This is a genomic window from Pseudarthrobacter sp. AG30 (assembly GCF_003116525.1).
Taxonomy (GTDB): Bacteria; Actinomycetota; Actinomycetes; order Actinomycetales; family Micrococcaceae; genus Arthrobacter.
The window spans coordinates 201,322-217,204 of sequence record NZ_QEHL01000001.1 but is presented as its reverse complement, the minus strand read 5'-3'; the positions used below and the strand labels follow the sequence as shown (position 1 = coordinate 217,204).

At 66.9% G+C, this 15,883-nt stretch carries 16 protein-coding genes; 14 read left to right on the top strand and 2 right to left on the bottom strand.

Annotated features, from left to right (window positions below; genetic code table 11):
• Positions 1-23: 23 nt before the first annotated feature.
• Genes DC347_RS01045 through DC347_RS01015 form a run of 7 tightly spaced genes read left to right on the top strand, consistent with a single transcriptional unit; the run spans position 24 to position 5,956 of the window.
• The gene (locus tag DC347_RS01045; RefSeq protein ID WP_109044134.1) at positions 24-419 is read left to right on the top strand and encodes a DUF6379 domain-containing protein; all 396 of its coding nucleotides are present in this window, start codon (positions 24-26) and stop codon (positions 417-419) included.
• Entirely contained in the window at positions 416-1,519 is a 1,104-nt protein-coding gene (locus DC347_RS01040; protein WP_109044133.1) for a sugar phosphate isomerase/epimerase, read from the top strand. The genes DC347_RS01045 and DC347_RS01040 overlap by 4 nt, the downstream gene beginning before the upstream one ends.
• A 20-nt stretch (positions 1,520-1,539) precedes the next feature.
• A complete protein-coding gene (locus DC347_RS01035; protein WP_109044132.1) occupies positions 1,540-2,565 on the top strand; it encodes a sugar phosphate isomerase/epimerase in 1,026 nt (341 codons plus the stop codon).
• A gap of 10 nt (positions 2,566-2,575) precedes the next feature.
• Positions 2,576-3,346: a nuclear transport factor 2 family protein gene (locus tag DC347_RS01030; protein WP_109044131.1), complete on the top strand. Its 771-nt coding sequence runs from the start codon at positions 2,576-2,578 to the stop codon at positions 3,344-3,346.
• Positions 3,347-3,355: 9 nt separating this feature from the next.
• Positions 3,356-3,754 carry a DUF6379 domain-containing protein gene (locus DC347_RS01025; RefSeq protein WP_109044130.1) on the top strand — a complete coding sequence of 133 codons (399 nt, stop codon included), beginning with the start codon at positions 3,356-3,358 and terminating at the stop codon, positions 3,752-3,754.
• The gene (locus tag DC347_RS01020) at positions 3,751-4,938 is read left to right on the top strand and encodes a Gfo/Idh/MocA family protein (protein ID WP_206073858.1); all 1,188 of its coding nucleotides are present in this window, start codon (positions 3,751-3,753) and stop codon (positions 4,936-4,938) included. The genes DC347_RS01025 and DC347_RS01020 overlap by 4 nt, the downstream gene beginning before the upstream one ends.
• A gap of 13 nt (positions 4,939-4,951) precedes the next feature.
• A complete protein-coding gene (locus DC347_RS01015) occupies positions 4,952-5,956 on the top strand; it encodes a sugar phosphate isomerase/epimerase (protein WP_109044129.1) in 1,005 nt (334 codons plus the stop codon).
• A 63-nt stretch (positions 5,957-6,019) separates the two neighbouring features.
• Here the strand turns inward: DC347_RS01015 and DC347_RS01010 are convergent, their stop codons facing one another.
• Complete coding sequence (locus DC347_RS01010; RefSeq protein WP_109044128.1) at positions 6,020-7,009, bottom strand: restriction endonuclease subunit R; 990 nt, start codon at positions 7,007-7,009, stop codon at positions 6,020-6,022.
• 70 nt (positions 7,010-7,079) lie between these two features.
• Between DC347_RS01010 and DC347_RS01005 the strand changes: the two genes are divergently transcribed.
• Positions 7,080-7,493: a DUF6379 domain-containing protein gene (locus DC347_RS01005; protein ID WP_109044127.1), complete on the top strand. Its 414-nt coding sequence runs from the start codon at positions 7,080-7,082 to the stop codon at positions 7,491-7,493.
• A gap of 27 nt (positions 7,494-7,520) precedes the next feature.
• On the opposite strand, the gene DC347_RS01000 is transcribed toward DC347_RS01005, so the two are convergent.
• Positions 7,521-8,783, bottom strand: coding sequence for an ROK family protein (locus DC347_RS01000; protein ID WP_109044126.1), 1,263 nt, complete (start codon positions 8,781-8,783; stop codon positions 7,521-7,523).
• 106 nt (positions 8,784-8,889) lie between these two features.
• Here DC347_RS01000 and DC347_RS00995 point away from each other — a divergent pair, with 106 nt between their 5' ends.
• The 6 genes from DC347_RS00995 (at position 8,890) to DC347_RS00970 (ending at position 15,845) form a co-directional block, all read left to right on the top strand.
• The gene (locus DC347_RS00995) at positions 8,890-9,930 is read left to right on the top strand and encodes a Gfo/Idh/MocA family protein (protein ID WP_109044125.1); all 1,041 of its coding nucleotides are present in this window, start codon (positions 8,890-8,892) and stop codon (positions 9,928-9,930) included.
• Positions 9,927-10,736: a hypothetical protein gene (locus tag DC347_RS00990; protein ID WP_109044124.1), complete on the top strand. Its 810-nt coding sequence runs from the start codon at positions 9,927-9,929 to the stop codon at positions 10,734-10,736. The genes DC347_RS00995 and DC347_RS00990 overlap by 4 nt, the downstream gene beginning before the upstream one ends.
• 158 nt (positions 10,737-10,894) lie before the next feature.
• Positions 10,895-12,388: an MFS transporter gene (locus DC347_RS00985; RefSeq protein WP_109044123.1), complete on the top strand. Its 1,494-nt coding sequence runs from the start codon at positions 10,895-10,897 to the stop codon at positions 12,386-12,388.
• Between the two features lie 16 nt (positions 12,389-12,404).
• On the top strand, positions 12,405-13,973 hold the full coding sequence (locus DC347_RS00980) for a GMC oxidoreductase (protein ID WP_109044122.1): 1,569 nt from the start codon (positions 12,405-12,407) through the stop codon (positions 13,971-13,973).
• A gap of 55 nt (positions 13,974-14,028) precedes the next feature.
• Positions 14,029-14,991 (top strand): LysR family transcriptional regulator, encoded by a 963-nt coding sequence (locus tag DC347_RS00975; protein WP_109044121.1) that lies wholly within the window; start codon positions 14,029-14,031, stop codon positions 14,989-14,991.
• Positions 14,992-15,062: 71 nt separating this feature from the next.
• On the top strand, positions 15,063-15,845 hold the full coding sequence (locus DC347_RS00970) for an SDR family NAD(P)-dependent oxidoreductase (RefSeq protein WP_109044120.1): 783 nt from the start codon (positions 15,063-15,065) through the stop codon (positions 15,843-15,845).
• Positions 15,846-15,883 lie beyond the last annotated feature (38 nt).

The following is a 15,883-nucleotide window of genomic DNA, read 5'->3' as shown; positions in this document are numbered from 1 at the left end:
ATGCCGCAGACAAGGAGGTCTCGATGATCGCCGACCGCATAATCGAGCAAGGAACACTTACCAGCCAGGACGGCCGCGCCGCCGTCGAGGTCCGCATTCCCTGGTACCGGGCCCTCCCCGGTTCATGCATCGCCGGGGCCGCCCTCACCATTGACGGTGTTGCCGCACCGGAGGAATCGCTGCGCTGGACCATGAACAACCGCACGTTCAGCTTCGGGGAGCTCGTGGACCAGACCGGCGAATGGTGGTTCCCGCTGGACTCCGCCGTGCTGTCCGGGGACCTTCCCGTCGATCCTTCCAAGGCTGGGCACGAGGTGCGGGTGGACCTGAAGCTCTACATTCCGTACATCATCACCGACCACGGCGTGCTGCACATCGAAGAGCACGACACCAAGACCATGAAGGTGGCACAACGATGACCAGCCTTGGCACGCCCATCCAGGGCGTCACCCTCTACAGCTTCACCCGCGCCTTCCACGGCCGGCAATACGATCTCGACGGCCTGATCCGCAAAGTGGCGGCCGAGGGCTTTGGACCCGGGCTCGAAGTCATTGGCTTCTCCAGCCTGCGCGGCTTCCCCGACCACGTCGATGACAATTTCGTGGGGCAGTTCCGGGACCTTGTGGCGGAGGTGGACCTGGTGCCCACCTCGCTCGCCGTCAACGTTGACACCGGAATCCGCCGCGACCGGCTCATGAACCACGATGAACTGGTCGAATACATGCGCAAGCAGATCGAAGTGGCAGCCAGGCTCGGCTTCCCGATCGCCCGGGTTCAAATCTCCCTGACACCCGATGCCATGGAGAGCCTCCTTCCCGTCGCAGAAAAGTACGGCGTCACACTGGCGCTGGAGGTCCACGCCGACCAGCACGGGGCACACGAACGCGTCCTTGCGCTGCGCGACCGCTACGAGAAGCTCGACTCCCCGCTCCTGGGGTTCACCGCAGACTGGGGCGCCACCGTCACCGGCTTCGCCCCTTCGCTGTTGGAGGCCTACCGCCGCCGCGGAGCATCCGAGGACCTGCTCCAGCAGGTGGTGGACCTGTGGAACGGTTTCTACGCGGAAGGACCGCCCAACACGCAGAAAGTCCACGGCGAGCGGTTCGGCGCCTTTATCGGCCTGGCCGCACGCAACGGCCGCCCGGACCTGGGCATCGACTTTGCCATCAATGGAACCGGCCTGTTCGGCCCCGCGCCGCTGGACACCTGGCTGGAAATCATGCCGTGGGTCCGGCACGTCCACGGAAAGTTCTTCGGCATCGACGAGAACGGCGAAGAGCCGTCCGTGCCTGTGCGCGGCCTTGTCCGCCAGTTGGTGGAGAACGGCTATTCCGGTGCGATTTCCAGCGAATACGAAGGCTGGCACTGGAACAACTGGCAGGACCCGTTCGACATCATCCGCGGCGAGCAGGCCGTCCAGCGCTCCGCCGCTGCCGACGCCGGCTCAGCCATGGTCACCGACGCCGCCGAAGCGCGACGCATCCTCAACAGCCACCTCACCCAGCCCGTCCGCGGCTGACACCGAAGGGATCACAGAACATGTCAGAAGGAATCGCAGGCTCCGGCATCGAGCTTGGCATCACCCTTTACTCACTCACCTCCGAATTCGCTGCCGGGCTGTACACCCCCGAGACCCTGATCAAGGCCGTCGCCGACGAAGGCCTGGGCCCCGGCGTCGAATTCAACATCGCGCAAATGCTGCGCACCTATCCCGACGTGGATGACGACTTCGTGAAACTGTGGCGCGACAGCATGGACCGCTACGGCCTCACCCCGAGCGCCGTCGGCACGAACCTGGACATGGGCCGGCGCAAGGACCGGGACATGACGCCGGACGAGGAATTCGACTTCTTCGCCAGGCAACTCAAAACCGCCAACACGCTCGGCTTCAACAAGATCGTGATCCGGTCCGCCGGCAAGGAACTGCTGCGGCGGCTTCTTCCCCTGGCCGAAAAGTACGACCAGAAGCTGGGCTACGAGATCCACGCCCCCCAGGGCCCCAACGATCCGAAGATCCTGCAGATCCGGGAGATGTACGCCGAACTGGACAGCGACCGTCTGGGTTTCACCGCCGACTTCAGCTCCACCATGCACAGCCTCTCTCCCACCCTGTTCCGCACGCTGACCCAGATGGGCCTGCCGCAGGAACACTTCGCCGTCATGCAGGACATCTGGCGCAAGCCCCTGCCCATGCAGGAACGCAACCAGGAATTTGAGGACTACCTGCGGGAGAACAACTTCGATCCGGCGCAGCTCGGTCCCTTCACCCGGCTCGCCTTCAACATGCACGGCCTGGTTCCACCGGAGGAATGGCTGGACATCATGCCGCAGATGTTCCACGTCCACGCCAAGTTCTATGACATCGACGGGGACGGCAACGAGCCCGCCATGGACATTCCGAGGATTGTGCGCCAGTTCGTCAAGGGCGGCTACCAGGGCTTCCTGTCCAGCGAGTGGGAGGGCCACGCGTTTGCCGACCTGGGCGAATCCGACCCCATCGAGCTCGTCAAGAAGCAGCACGCCCTCATGCGCAAGGCCATCGAAGAATCAGTGGTTCCCGCCTAAGGAGAATTCAATGCCTGCGATCGACACCGACCTCACTGCCGAGGTGGACCGGCTCCGCGCCGACCTTGGCGAAGCGCTCCGGTTGGCGCGCCGGGCCAACGACCGGGGGGACATCGAGAACCTGTTCAACCGCTACATGTACCTCCACAATGCGTTTGAGGATGAGCAAATCATCCCGCTCTGGGTCAAGCCGGGCACCCCGGGGGTACGTGCCCGGTACACGAACGCCGGGCAGTACACCGACTACGACAGCGTGATCCGGTACCACCAGGGCCGCCCCAAACCCGTAGGCAAGCTGATCCTGCACTACACCACCACTCCGGTCATCGAAGTGGCGGCCGACGGCAAGACCGCCAAGGGCGTCTGGATCATGACCGGCAACGAGTCCGGCCTGACCGACCCGGACGTGGCCAAGGAGAGCCCCGACTACATGTACTCGCCGGGCGAAGTCCAGGGCAAGAAAGTCTGGGCCCACTGGGTCTGGTGCAAATACGCGGTGGACTTCCTGCGCCAGGACGGCGAATGGAAGATCTGGAAGTTCCGCTGCTACGAGTTGCTGCGGGCACCCTTCGAGGAAAACTGGATCAGCTTCGCCGAGAAGAACCAGCACGCTTTCGCCCTGGACCTCATGTACTTCGGTGACGACGGAAAGCCCGTCTTCATGCCGCCCGCGGACCAGCCGGTCCCGAGCGAGTACCACCCCTACAGTCCGTCCGCCCGGCAGACGCTGGAACCGCAGCCGCCGGCACCCCACCAGACTTTCGTCGAGACCTTTGAGTAAGGACTAATCATGGCAACCCATAACTCCCTTTTCCAGGACGCCGACGTCCGCCGGCACCCGGAAGGCATCTCCGTAGCCGTCCAGCTCCCGTGGTACCGGAGTCTCTGGCTGTCCGCCGTGGACGACGTCGCGGCAACCGTCAACGGCGTGGAAATCTCCAAGGAATCCCTCCGCTTCGAACTGCAGGGCCGTTCCTACTCCATCGCGGAGCTTCCGGAGCAGTGGGACACCCTGTGGTTCGTGGCTGACAAGCCGGACATCATCATCCCGCTGGACCGTGTTCCCGACGCAGGCGAGGAAATCGACGTCGAGGTCATCCTGACCCTCCGCCTCCTCTACATGCAGATCGCTCCAATGCGGTACGTGGGGAACCGGGTGGCCGTGGACCGAAAGGTTGTGCTGGCATGACAACCCTGCGCGTGGCCATGATCGGGTACGGGTTCATGGGCGCTGCGCATTCCCAGGGCTGGCGCACGGCTCCGCGGGTGTTCGACCTTCCCGCCGAGCCGGACATGGCGGTCATTGTCGGCCGGAACGCCCAGGCGGTGAATGAGGCGGCGCGGAAGTGGGGGTGGGCTGAGGCGGCCACCGACTGGCGCGACGTGATCGCGCGGGAAGACATCGACGTCGTCGACATTGTCACCCCAGGGGACTCCCACGCCGAGATCGCCATTGCGGCCCTGGAGGCGGGAAAGCACGTCCTGTGCGAGAAGCCGCTGGCCAACACCGTGGCCGAAGCCGAAGCAATGGCCGAAGCTGCGGAAAGGGCCGCCGCACGCGGCCTTCGTGCGATGGTGGGGTTCACCTACCGCCGCGTCCCCGCGGTAACCCTCATGCGCAATCTCATTGCCGAAGGTGCGGTGGGAACAGTCCGCCAGGTCCGGGCCTCCTACCGGCAGGACTGGCTGGTTGACCCGGACATGCCGCTCGCCTGGCGCCTGCAGAAGGAACACGCCGGATCCGGTGCGCTGGGCGACATCGGAGCCCACGCCATCGACCTCGCCCAGTTCGTCACCGGCCTCACCCTCCGCACGGTCTCCGGCGTGATCGAGACCATCGTGAAGGAACGGCCGCTGCTCGAATCGGGCGCGGGGCTGTCCGGAACCGCGGGTGCGGGATTCGGCAAGGTCACGGTGGATGACATCGCCATTTTCACCGGCCGCTTCGAATCCGGCGCCCTGGCCTCCTTCGAGGCATCCAGGTTCGCGACCGGCAGGAAAAACGCCCTGCACATTGAGGTTTCCGGGGACAAGGGGGCCCTCGCCTTCGACCTCGAAGACCTCAACAGCGTCCAGTTCTACGACCGGACCGCTTCCCCAGACCGCCAAGGGTTCCGGAAGATCCTGGTCACCGAGCCGGAGCACCCGTACCTGTCCGGGTGGTGGCCCGCCGGCCACATGCTCGGCTACGAGCACGGGTTCTCGCACCAGGTGAAGGATCTGGTGGAGGGCATCGCCAACGGCGCCCACCCGCAACCGACCTTCGCCGAAGGGCTGCAGGTGCAGCAGGTGCTGGAGGCCGTTGAACGCAGTTCTGACAATGATTCCGCCTGGACACGGGTCGCCGCCGGCGTGCCCGCCCCGGCAGCATAGGGAGGAGACATCCGTGGCACGACCGATCACTTTGTTCACCGGCCAGTGGGCCGACCTGCCCTTCGAAGAAGTGGCCCGCCTCGCCGGCGAGTGGGGCTATGACGGCCTGGAGATCGCCTGCTGGGGCGACCATCTGGATCCGTGGCGCTGGGATGATGATGCCTATGTTCAGGGCAAGCTGGACATCCTCGAACGCAACGGCCTGAAGGTATGGACCATTTCAAACCATCTCAAGGGCCAGGCAGTGTGCGACGACCCGATCGACGAACGGCACCGGGGCATCCTGCCGGACGTGGTGTGGGGCGACGGCGACCCTGAGGGCGTCCGCCGGCGCGCCGCCGAGGAGTTGAAGAACACCGCGCGGCTGGCCGCGAAGCTTGGCGTGAAGACGGTGACGGGCTTTACGGGATCGTCCATCTGGAAGTACGTTGCCATGTTCCCGCCGGCCACGGAGAAGATGGTCGACGCCGGCTACCAGGACTTTGCCGACCGGTGGAACCCGATCCTGGACGTCTTTGACGAGGTGGGAGTCCGGTTTGCCCACGAGGTGCACCCGTCCGAGATTGCCTACGACTACTGGACCACCCGGCGCACCCTGGAGGCGATCGGGCACAGGGAAGCCTTCGGGTTGAACTGGGACCCGAGCCACATGGTCTGGCAAGACATTGATCCCGTGGGATTCCTGTGGGACTTCCAGGACCGCATTTACCACGTGCACTGCAAGGACACGAAGAAGCGGCTGGTCAACGGACGCAACGGCAGGCTGTCGTCCCACCTGCCGTGGGCCGACCCGCGCCGGGGCTGGGATTTTATTTCCACCGGCCACGGCGATGTGCCCTGGGAGGACGCGTTCCGGATGCTCAATTCGATCGGCTACCGCGGACCGCTCTCAGTGGAATGGGAGGACGCAGGCATGGACCGGCTGGACGGCGCTCCCGAAGCGCTTGAGTTTGTCCGCAGGCTTTCCGGCTACGAGCCATCTGCGGCCGCCTTCGACGCCGCCTTCAGTACCAAATAGCACCGCCAACACAACGGCCGGCCCGGAATCTTCCGGGCCGGCCGTTGTGTTTTGTTCGGAGGCTCAACCACCCGTGGAAAGGGCTGCCTCCGCCAGGGCCAGGTGCCGCTGCGTCATCTCGGTGGGATCGTCCTGCAGCCACTCGTGGCCGCCCCACTCGCTGGTCAGCGTGCCGGTGAAGCTGCTCCGGCTGAGCAGGGCGGCAAGGTCCCGCAGCGGCTGCGAAACCCGCCCGCCGTCGTCGTGCAGGTCCCAGAACTTCAGGTGGAAGGCCCCCACCAGGGGCATGATGGCCTGCAGGTCTCCTGCTTGGCTGCGGCCGAAACGGATCAACAGGTTCATGTAGAGGGTGTGGATCCGCGGCGGCACCTCCCCCGACCGGAGCAGGGCCGTGACGGCGTCGAGGGTGGCGGGATCCAGCCAGTCGTGTTCCAGGCGTGCCAGGAGGTCCGCGGGAATGCCGCCTTGGCGAAGTTCCCCGAGGTAGGTGGGGGGAAGGGCGGGCATGAGCATGCTGATGTCCACGAGCACCCGCACGTGGTCATCCGCCAGCGTGGCGATCGCCTCCAGTGCAGGGTCGACGCCGGGGCTCCCCGGGGCCTGCTGCCCTTGGATTTCCTCATACAACACCAGGTCCAGCCGGTGCAGCAGCGGTTGCAGCAGGGTGAGCAGTTCCGGCCCTGCCTGGCCGATCGGCAGGCGCACTCCGTAGGCTCCCACCCGGTGCGCAGCGTGCAGTTGGGGCACCAGGAAGTCCAGCCGCTCCTTCTGGGACCGTCTGGTGCCGGGGGCGGTGAAGTCGTCCAGGCTCGCCCCGACAATGCTGATGCGGGCCCCTTTCGCCGCCAGGGACTCCCGGAGGGCGTCCACCTCATCGGCCTGCGGAGCGGGAAAGGACCGCCATACGAGCCCCGGTTCGAGCTCCACCGTCCGCACCGAGTCCGCAATGCCGGAAACGATGTCCCTGGCCGTGCGCCGGGCGGCCACGATGTCGGGCACCCAGTTGAATGAGCTGGCGCAGAGGGTCCAGCCGCCGGGAATTTCGTTAGCCATGGCTCCCTTTCCTTTAATGCACTTAACTGACAAACTTATGTCAGTTTCAGGATAAAGGAAGGGTGTTGGATTGGAAACCGCTTTACGTGACGATGCGCTGACCGCCGTTCCCGCTGGTTTCGAGCTCCGGCTCGGTTTGCCGTGGATCCGTTCGATGCCGCTCTCCAGTGTGGCCGGCCTGGCTGTGGAGGTGGATGGAGTGCCGGTGGCGGCGGACCGGGTGTCGGTGGTGCTGGGTGCCAGGCGCGTGCCTGCCGAGGCCTTGCGGGCCGAGCCCGGCTGGTGGTTCATCCAGGACAGGCTTGTCCTGGCGGTCCCGCAGGAAATCTCCGCCGGCGCCCACACCGTCGCTGTCGATTTCACCCTGATGGTGCCTTACCTTCAGGCACCATCAGGGTCTGCGCTGGTACTCCCGTTCCGCGTTGAGGCCCGGCTGGCTGTACGTCCTGCCGTGGTGCCGGGCGTTTCCCGCGACGTGGCGTGAGCGGCGCTGCCGGACGGGAATGCCAGGTCAGGCCGGCACTGCCGTGCGTTCGGGGGATGGCCGGCCTTCGGCAAACCAGCGCGGGAAGGTGACGTCGAACAACTGCTCGCGCGCAAGCTCGGCTCCGCCGCGCAACGGTTCGCGCTCGTCGTTCACGGACAACGTGATGGTGAGGTCGCGGGTGGCGAGGGGCAGTGACAGCTCATACACGCGTTGGCGTACCTCGGCCAGGAACACCTCGCCTGCGGAGGCAATGGCACCGCCGATGACAATGACTCCCGGGTTGAACATGTTGACCAGGGCTGAAATGGTCTCGCCGGCTACATGGGCGGACTTCTGGACGAGTGAGATGGCGAGCGAATCACCGGCCTGTGCCGCGAGCGTGATGTCCTCCAGCGTCAGTGCCCGCTCTTTTGCCCGGCCGGCCAGGGAAGTGGTGACGCCTTCCTTGATGGCCTGCTCTGCGTCCCGCACCAGGGCCCATCCGCCGGCCACGGCTTCGAGGCATCCGACCTTGCCGCAGCGGCACTGCTCGTTGGAGTCGGAAACCCGGACGTGGCCGATGTCCCCGGCAGCGCCGTTGGCACCACGGTGGATCCGGCCCTTGGACAGCAGGCCGGAGCCGACCCCCGAGCCGATCTTGCAGTAGATCAGGTCCGTGAGCATGTCGCGACGGCGGGCCCGCTCACCAAGCGCCAGCAGGTTGGAGTCGTTATCCACCCATACCGGCGCGTTGAAGCGTTCCTCGAAGGGCGTCCGGACGTCGAAGCCGTTCCAACCGGGCATGATCGGCGGAGCCACGGGCTGTCCTGTGGCGAAGTCCACCGGTCCCGGGAGGCCAACCACGACGCCCCATACCGGCACGGGAGGATGATGCTTGAGCACATCCTCAACAAGGGCCATGACGGCATCGATCGTCTTCTCCGGTCCCTGGGCGATGTCCCAGCTGCGGTGTGCGTGGTCAATGATGTCGCCGTCGAGCGCCGCGAAGCCAACCCTGATGTGTGCCGCGCCGAGGGCGCAAATGACAATCCGCCCCTGTTCTGAGCGAAAGCGGAGGGTCCGCGGCGCGCGGCCTCCGGACGAGGCTCCGAAGTCGCCGTCACCCAGGAATCCAATCGCGATGGCCTGGTCTACCCGCTGGCTCACGACGCCCCGGCCCAGCCCGGTAACCTTGCCGATTTCCGGCCGGGTGGTTGCCTCGCCTGTCCGCACCAGGTTGACGATCCGCAGCAGGCTGGTCACTTCGTCCGTTTGTGCTCCGAAACGGAGGGTGGAGTCTGTCGTCATGGCACCAATTCTCACACATTGCACGCGACTAAGGCGCGAAATCAGATCAACTATGGCTAAAAATTCGCCAACTTATGAATAATAGAGACATAAGAAGGAGGCGACGATGCCTTGGAAGATAGGGATACTCGGAGCCGGACCTGGCGTTGCGGCCCTTCATTTGCCGGTGTTGCGCGGGCTCCCGGATCTGTTTGATGTGGTGCATATCGCCGACGCCGGAAGTGGCCGTTCCCGGGATCTTGCTGAACCGTGTGGTGTGCGCTGGTCCAGCGGGGATCGGGCGCTGCTGGCAGACCCGGAGGTGCAGGTGGTGGCTGTCTGCAGCCCGCCGTCAGAACACGCCCGCCATATCATGGCGGCAGTGGCGGCCGGCAAGCGGGCCATCTTCTGCGAAAAGCCCCTGGCCACCACCAAGCAAGATGCCAGCCGCGCCATCGATGCCTGCCTGGCGGCCGGCGCCATCCTCCTAGTGGGCACAAACCACGTGTTCGATGCAGCCTGGGGCCGCGCCAGGCGCCACCTTGCTGCGCTCGACGGCGGGGTGCGGGCCGTATCGGTCACTTTGGCGCTTCCGCCCAACGACAGGTACCACCGGCTCGTGGCGGAAGGCGGCCCGTTCCAGGCCGCAGCCCACGGCCGCCCGGACCTGGGCGATCCGGCGGTGGCTGCAGGAGTCCTGCGGCAGCTGCTGATCGGGCTGGCCATCCATGACCTGCCTGCGGTCAGGGACGTCGCACCAGGCGTGGACGAGGTCGTCTATGCACGGCTCGCCCCGCCCATCGGTTACCTGGTGGGGTACCGGGCAGGCAGTGTCCTGGTCCAACTCGCCCTCACCATGCTTCCGGAAGGCCCTGACGCCTTTTGGCGCATGGCCATCGCCACCTCCCATGACCGGATCGAGGTCACCTTCCCGCCGGCCTTCGTCCATGCGGGAAGCGCCGTCATCAATGTACGCGCGGACGATGGACAGTGGACCGGATACGGGAGGGATCCCGTGGATGGCTATGTGGCTGAGTGGCGCGCCCTGGCCTCGCGCCTTGAAGCGGGGGTCCCGGTGGAGTACCGCGAACTGCTGGCTGACGCGCACCACGCAGTCGACCTGGCTGATGCTGCCGCCGCAAAGATCCTCGAAGCGGGCCGGCAGTGACGCCGCTAGGGCCCCGTGCCGGCGTCTTTACCCGGTCACCCGCGTACGTGGCGGCCGCGGTCGGGCTTCCCGCCAGTGCCAGGCTGGCGGATGACGTGTGCGGTGCTGTTGCCGTCATCCCCGGCTCCGGCAACTGGTGGGCCCGGCTGCTGGATGCCCGGGACGAGGGAGCGGCGGCGGTGGTGATCGCGGATCCCGCGGCCCTGCCCCGAGAGGTCTTCGCAGCGGGCACCTGGTCCGGAGGTATCCCGGTGGTCGTCGACCGCCCCGGCCTCCGCGCCGACATGCTGGGGGACGCGGTCCGGGCGCGGCGCGGGACCCTGCCGAGGGTGGTCACCGTGGAGTGCGCCGCCCCCGCCGCGCTCCTGGATGCCGTGATCCGTGACGGCCTCGGCTGGGCCCGGACCCTGACAGGTTCCCAGCTGACCCTCCGGGCGGGTATGGCGGCCGCGGAGGGCATCATGGCACTGCTGGATTCTCCGGTGGCCGGCGGAAGCCGCATTCCGTCCACCCTGGTGGGCACCGTCCTCGAAGGACCCGCCGCGGGCGGCTTGATCCAGGTCCTGGCCTTGGGCGAGGTCAGGACAGAGGTTGCCATTGACCATGCTGCCGGCCGGGTCAAGCTGGAGACCTCGACGGTGGAGGGGGCGCTGAGGGTGCCGGAGCGCTACGAGGCTCCGGTCCGGCTGGCCTTGCGCCGCGCCATCGAAGCTGCCTCGAGCGGCAGGGAGGTGGCTGACCTGCAGGAATTGCTGGAAGACCAACGGCGGGCGCACGACGTGGCGAGCGCGCGGGCGGCCCAGTGACTCCGTCGATTCCGTGCAACCTTTTGTTGTTTTTAGACTTAAGTGGTTGTAGGGTGGGGAGTGGCGCCGGGGTCCCATCCGGACCCGTTCCCCGTCGTGTTGGTGCGCCGGGGGCACACCACGTCGCGTCGACGGTCCGATCGTTCGGACAGACCACTATGCAACTATCACCTGTAAAGCTTCGCCTCCTCACCACCTCCCTGCTCACTGTCTCGTTCCTCGGGGCACTGGACCACACAGTGGTCTCCACATCCCTTGCCACCATTTCCGGAGAGCTGGGTGCCCTGCAGCTGATGAGCTGGGTGGTGGTGGGCTACACCCTGGCCAGCACGGTGCTGCTGCCCGTGCTCGGCAGGCTCGGCGATGTCCTCGGCGCCCGGCGGATCTTCCTTGTTTCCCTGGTGATGTTCCTGGCCGCATCCCTGGCTTGCGGTTTTGCCACGGACATCGCGTGGCTCATTGCCGCCCGTGTCCTCCAGGGCATGAGCTCGGCGGGCCTGCAGCTCATGTCGCAGACCATCATCGCCCGCGTCACCACGCAGCGGGAACGGCCCCGCTACATGGCCATCATCGGGGCGGCTTTTCCCATCGCCATCCTGGTGGGCCCGGTGGTGGGCGGTGCCATCACCGATTACTGGGGCTGGCAGTGGGTCTTCTGGATCAACATCCCGGTGGGTGCCGCCGCGTTCGCCCTGGCACTGGTGGCCGTTCCCCACCTGGAGCCGGGCCCGCCACCCCGGCACTTCGACATCGCCGGCTCCGCCGTCTTTACCTCCGCGCTGGTGGCGCTCGTCCTTGCCGCCTCCTGGGGCGCGGAAAGGGACGGCGGTCCTGCGGCCGGAAGCGCGCTCGCGGCCAGCATCGCGGGCTTTATCGCCTTTTTCCTGATCGAGCGGCGGGCACCTGAGCCCATCATTCCGCTGCATTTCTTCGCCAACCGCACCATTGCTGCCGGTACGGCGCTCTCGGCGATCATCGGCGTCGGCTTCTTCTCCATCACCGCCTACCTGCCCACCTACTTCCAGATGGCCTATCGGACCTCGGCTACGGTGTCCGGGCTGGTTCCCATCGCCACCGTCTTCGGCATGCTGATCAGCAACCTCCTCACGGGCTGGCTGGCCAGCCGCACCGGGCGTTACCGGATCTTCCCGGTCGGCGGAACGGTGCTGGGAGCCGTGGCCCTGCTGGTGATGGCGCTGCTCCCGGCCGGCCTCCCGCTGTGGGCGCCCATGATCGTGATGGGTGCCGTGGGCCTGGGCACCGGGGCGTTCATGAGCCTCATCGTGGCCGTGGTCCAGGGCGCCGTCCCCGCAGGCCAGACCGGCACCATCACCGCAACCATCAACCTGGTCCGGCAGGTGGGATCAACCGTGGCGACGGCGGTCATCGGCGGCGTCATCGGCTCCGGGGTGGCGGCCCTCCTGCCGGCAGGGCTGGACGCCTCCACCCTCACCCCGCAGCAGGTTCACCAAGCGTCACCGGCGGTCCAATCCGACGTCGCCCAGATCTACTCGTCCGTCTTCACACCCATCTTCATTGCCCTTGCCTGCGCCTACGCCCTGGGCATCCTGGCGGCAGTACTGCTCCCGCACGGCCGCCTGTCCGACGAACCCGTCCCCGCCCACGCACCTTCCGAAACCCTCCCGGCCTGATCTCAAAGGAGACATCATGTCCAACCCCACCATTGCCGTCGTCGGCAGCGGACCTATCGGTTCCACCTACGCCCGCCTGTTGCTGGAGCAAGTCCCCACCGCCCGGGTGGTGATGTTCGAAGCCGGGCCGCAACTGACAGCCGTTCCCGGCGAGAGCGTCCGGAACATCCCGGACCCGGCCAAGAAAGCACGCGCCCGGGAAATGTCGCAGGGGCCGCAGGCCGGGGCGTTCCGGGAGTCCCTCGGCATTCCGGCAGCAACAGTCACCGAGGGCATGTTCACCGCGCGCCAGGGCACGCACCTCCTGGACTTCGGCGGAGAAGGGTCAGCGCACGCCCCTTCGTTCCCGGCGGCGGCTGCCGCCACCAACGTTGGCGGCCAGGGCGCGCACTGGACCTGCGCGACGCCGTCGCCCGCGTTCAGCGAAAAGATCCCCTTCATCGCCGACGACGAGTGGGACGGCCTGATTGAAGAGGCCAAGGGTCTCCTGCACGTCCACAGTGCAGCCTTCGCAGACTCCAAGGTCGGCGAAGCCATCCGCTCCCTCCTGGACGAAGAGTTCGGCGCCGAGCTGCCCGACGGCTACGGGGTGGGCACCCTTCCGGTGGCCGGCGACCCGCAACCCGACGGGTCCGTGCGCTGGGCGGGGGCCGACGTCGTCCTCGGGCCGTTGATCGATCCCGACAACGCGCTCTCACAGCGGTTCGAACTCCGCGATCTCACCCTGGTCCGCCGGGTTGAACTCGACGGAAACCGGGCCACCGGGGTCACCGTGCAGGATCTCCGCACGGGTACGGAGTCCTTTGTTCCGGCGGACGTGGTGGTGGTAGCGGCAGATGCCTTCCGCTCGCCGCAGCTCCTGTGGGCCTCGGGCATCCGCCCCCAAGCGCTGGGCCACTACCTGACCGAACACCCGGTGGTGATCTCCACCGTGGCCCTCGACGCCGACAAGATGCTCCGCTTCGCCGCCGAGGGTGACCTTGACGCGGAACTGGCCCGGCGCGCCCAGAATCCCGCCGACCCCGTGGCCGCAGTCAACCGCATCCCCTTCTCCGAACCCGAACACCCCTTCTCCGTGCAGGTCATGTACTCGGAGTCCACCCCGTTCCCAATGGAACCGGGCACCCCGTACTCCGACAACCGCTGGGGCTACGTGAACATGGGCTACGGCATGCGCAAGCATCCCCGCTACGAGGACGCCGTCAGCTTCGACGACCATGAGCCCGACTACCGCGGTTTCCCCAACATGACCATCGAGTACGCACTCACCGAACGCGAAGAGGCGGAAATTGCCCAGGCCACCGACCTGCTGAGGCGTGCAGGCAAAGCCTTGGGCGTCTTTGTGGCCGAACCCCGGCTGATGCCCAACGGCTCCAGCCTGCACTACCAGGGCACCATGCGCATGGGAGCAGCCGACGACGGCAGCTCGGTTGCCGATCCATGGTCCAGGGTGTGGGGGTACGAGAACCTGGTGGTGGGCGGGAATGCGCTCATACCGACAGCCACGGCCATGAACCCCACGCTCATGAGCGTGGCCATCGCCGTCCGCGGTGCCCGGCGCGTCGCCCGAGAACTGGGATCCTGAAGCGCCCGCGGTCCGGCGGCGGTTCCGGGCGCCCCGGCGCGGCTAACCTGTGGGTATGAAGAACCTGGACCTGAACCTGCTGCCCCACCTGCAGGTCCTGCTGGAGCTGAGGAACATCACCCGGGCCGCTGAGCGCCTCCAGCTCAGCCAACCTGCCACCAGCGCGGCCATGGCCAGGCTTCGGCGACATTTCGACGACGAACTCCTGGTCCGCAATGGCCGCACCTACGACCTGACGCCCTTCGCCCAGTCCCTGGTCCCGCTGGTTGATGAAGCCATGCTTCACATCCAGCGGGCCACCCGCGTGCGCTCCGGGTTCGATCCGGCGTCCAGCGAGCGGGAGTTCGTGATTGCCGCCTCCGACTATGCGGCGGCGCTGATCGTGGGCCCGCTCCGGGGCATCCTGCGGGAGGAGGCGCCCGGGGTCTCCGTGGATTTCGTTCCCACGTCAAAGTCCGGGATCCAGGGCCAGATGGCTGACTACTCCAAGATCGACCTGCTCGTCGGGCCCACCGGGTACCAGATGCAGGGGGCCAGCCGGCAGCTCTTCAGGGACAGCTTCATGGCCGTTGCCGACGCCGGCAACCCCTTGCTCCAGCAGCCCCGCCTTACCCTTGCCGACCTGGCCAAGGTGCCCCACGCCGTCGGCTATTTCGGGGAGGGCATCAGCACTCCCGCGGACAAATTGTTCGAATCGCGCGGCATCCAGCGCCGGGTGGCCGCCGTGGTGGGCGGGTTCCTGTCGCTGCCCCTGCTGGTGGAGGGAACGGACCTGGTGGCGCTGGTGCCCGGGATGCTGGCGGCCCGGGCCCAGCGCGGCGCCAACATTGCGGTGCTTCAGTTCGACGACGATGCAGAAGCGTCCCTGGTGGAGGCCATGTACTGGCACCCCTCGCAGGCGGAGGACCCTGCCGGTGTCTGGCTGCGTTCGGTGGTGCAGCGCTCCTGCGCCCGGCTGCACGAACTCTTTCCCGCCGCCGCCCACCCCCTGACCATCCACGAGGCGGATACCATCTAGACCCAAGACGGCGTTCTGCGCCGGGCCGGTTCCTGCGAAAGTCGAAGAAACATGCTTTCGGAAGGAACCCCATGCCCGTTTCCAGCCAGCGCCTGGCCGGCAAGACCGCCGTTATCACCGGAACGGCCAGCGGCCAGGGCAGGGCCGCGGCGCTAGCGTTCGCTGCGGCCGGTGCCATGGTGCTGGGCTGCGACATGGACGACGACGGCGCGGCAGCCACGGTCGCGGCGGTCACGGCAGCCGGGGGCCGCATGGGCAGCAGCCGGGTGGACCTGACGGACGAGGCCGCCGTAGCCGCCTGGGCCCGGGAAGTCGCGGAAGCCCAGGGGCAGGTCCATATCCTCTATGCCAATGCGGCCATCACACGGTTCGCTCCCGTGGAGCAGCTCACGTACGCCGACTGGAAGTGGAACCTGGAGCACGAGATGGACGTGGTGTTCCTGCCCGTGAAGTACTTCTGGCCGCAGCTGATCGCCGCGCGGAACGCCGCCATCGTTTTGGTGGGTTCCACCGCCGGGGTGACGGGCTCCATGACCAATGGCCGGTTGGCGCACACCGCCACCAAGGGAGCCGTGGTGGCCATGACCAAACAGCTGGCGGCCGAAGGGGCGCCGCACGGGCTGCGTGTCAATGCCGTCAGCCCAGGGATGGTCCGCACCGCCGCCACCGAGGGCAACCTCCTCGCACCCGACCACCCCATGCGGACCATCGCCGGCAGCATTCCGCTGGGCAGGATTGGCGTGCCGGAGGAAGTGGCCGCCTGCGCGCTGTTCCTGGCGTCCGACGAAGCGTCCTACGTGACGGGAGCGAACCTGATGGTGGACGGCGGCTGGTCGGCTGTCCTGCCGGGCTGACAGATGGGCTGCTGGGGCACGGCATGACCGTGGCGAAG